Below are 2,297 nucleotides of genomic sequence, written 5' to 3' on the forward strand. Positions count from 1 at the left end.
TTCAAAGTCTGCATACCCCGGGCTTTTTCCTGGCTTCAGGCCAGTAAAAATGCGTTCTTCACCTCTTTCCCAGGAAATGATGAGCTCAACTCCCGGGAGAGGTGTTCCATCCCTGTTGATAACTTCTACTTCTATTAGCGAAGGTTCACCTTCAGGCTTGCATTCCCGTTCCTTAAACTTGAGCACAAAAGAAGGCCCTGGTGTTGGAGAGGGGGAAGGGGTGGGTGTAGGAGTTGGAGGCAAAATTTGTGCCGGAGTAGGGGTTGGGATGGGAGTGGGGGGAGGTAGAAAAGTTTGAAGGGCAGGAAGGGAAACTCCAAGGGCTCTGGCCAGCATAGCCAGAGCCATAAGGCTTTCCTCAGGAGCTCCTCTTCCTTCAAGCTCCGAAAGGACCTGGGGTAAAATGGCAGCCAGATCTTTGTAGCCGAGGCTTTTCAGGCGCTCCTGGGCCTTAGCCAGGTCCCCTTCCTGGACATAAGCCGCGCTTATGAGGTAAACATAGTCCTTTTTAAGCGATTCTTTAAGGGCTGAAGGAGGACCTTCGTAATGCCTTACTGGAAGCAAGCCCCATGAGATGTAAAGACCCAAAGTCAGTCCCAAGGCAAAACCCATAAACAAGGCTAATACCATCATTTTTCTGGTCATCTCACCACTGCCTCTGGAAAATTACGAGGTAAGAGTAATGGCCATCGCAGAGGGGGCTTGTTTCCAGTTTGTGGCGGCAATCTTCGGGGGAAAAGCAATATCCCCCAGCCATAAGGTCTTCAATGGGTATATTAGCGGTTCTGGTATCAAGAACCCGGCTCACCTCACTGGTGTAAGAACGGCCCGTAACATCGCCCTTAACGAATACCTGTTCTCCCGCTCTCCAGAGGGGGATATTAGTGCGACCGCGATTGCGATCTCCGTATGGAGCGCCAGCCCACCAGAGTTCTTCCTGAGTAATGTAATCTTGCTTGGTCCAGACTCCATGAACCACTATGCCATCAATAGGGGTGCCGTTTATATCAATGACCTGAACGTAAATGTTATGGTTACCGCCGCATCCACCGTTCTCCTGTATGGTAAGTATCCTCTGAGTTATGATTTTGAAATCAACTGAAGGGGTGGGGGTTGGTGTGGGCGGAGCTGGAGTGGGGGTTGGCCTTGGAGTAGGGGTTGCGGGCGGACGAGTGGGCCTTGGAGTGGGGGTTGGAGCAGGAGTAGGGGTGCTGGTCGGCGTTGGGGTTGGGGTAAAAGTGGGGGTCGGGGTAGGAGTGGCAGTTGGGGTTGGGGTGCTGGTGGGAGTGGGAGTTGGAGTGGCTATAAGGGCCAGAATTTGGGGGTTAGAAGAGGCATAACCCAGCGCCTCAGCCAGACGAGCAAGGTTCATAACAGTGGATATGTTCTCCCCTTGCGAGAAGGAGCGTTCGGCCAGAGAGGCTAAAAAGCCGCCAGGATTTGCTATACCTGCATCTTCCAGCCGTTTCTTTGCGGCTTCAAGGTCCCCATCCAGGGCATAAGCGTGGCTTACTAAGAGGGCAAAATCATCCTTATACTGAGGGTAAAGGTCCACCAGGTCAATATCAACATACTGCACAGGCCAGAGAACCCACCCTGTGAAAAGGCCAAATAAAAGACCTATAAGCAAGCCCCCGAAGAGAGCAGTAATTATAAAAGAAAAATCGTCAAGGTCTTTAAACATAATTGCCGGAGGTGGGAGTCGAACCCACACGGGGCCTCAACCCCAGCGGTTTTTGAGACCGCCCTGTCTTCCAGTTCCAGCACTCCGGCCTATTATTAATATACCCGGAAAACCAATAGCTGTCAAACAAAATAAGAGCCTGGGGCTGTCGGAGAGGCGGTGGCTTTGAGAGTGAAAATCGGGCGCTTCTCTCCGTTTGCCGGATCCGGAAAAAAAACCCGCCTTGAAACCAGAAGTTTGCCCTCACTAAAGTAGAAGCCCGCCGCTACTGGTGCTACTCAGCACTACCCGGAAAGGATCATGCAGGCAGACCAAAGTATCTAATCTCCCTGGCGGGCAATGGGCCTGAGCCTAATGAGGTTTTGCCCTGGGCGATTAGCCTGCCACAGTTCGCGGAAGGGTTAATCCGGGGTATGCCCGGATGGGGGCTTCGCCCCCTTCACCCCTGATTTTCCCCCACCCTCGTGAGCTTGAGGTTTGCCACGGTTCTGGGTCCCACTCGTGGGCGGGGTGCAAAGGGTGGTTGATCGCTCCCTTTTTGAGGTTTCTGGGGGCACATCCCCCAGACCCCCTGCCAGGGGGCAAGCCCCCCGGACCCCCCAATTTTCCCCAC

2 protein-coding genes and 1 tRNA gene are annotated in these 2,297 nt (G+C 53.4%); all 3 read right to left on the bottom strand.

Annotated features, from left to right (window positions below):
* A partial coding sequence (locus NZ653_10045) for a hypothetical protein (protein MCS7287458.1) occupies positions 1-645 on the bottom strand: 645 nt, incomplete at its 3' end.
* Between the two features lies 1 nt (position 646).
* Complete coding sequence (locus NZ653_10050; protein MCS7287459.1) at positions 647-1,684, bottom strand: hypothetical protein; 1,038 nt, start codon at positions 1,682-1,684, stop codon at positions 647-649.
* Positions 1,685-1,687: 3 nt separating this feature from the next.
* Positions 1,688-1,773: transfer RNA gene (locus NZ653_10055), tRNA-Leu, on the bottom strand.
* Between the last annotated feature and the right edge of the window lie 524 nt (positions 1,774-2,297).

Source organism: Anaerolineae bacterium, from assembly GCA_025062375.1.
In the GTDB taxonomy this organism is placed as follows: Bacteria; Chloroflexota; Anaerolineae; order SpSt-600; family SpSt-600; genus SpSt-600.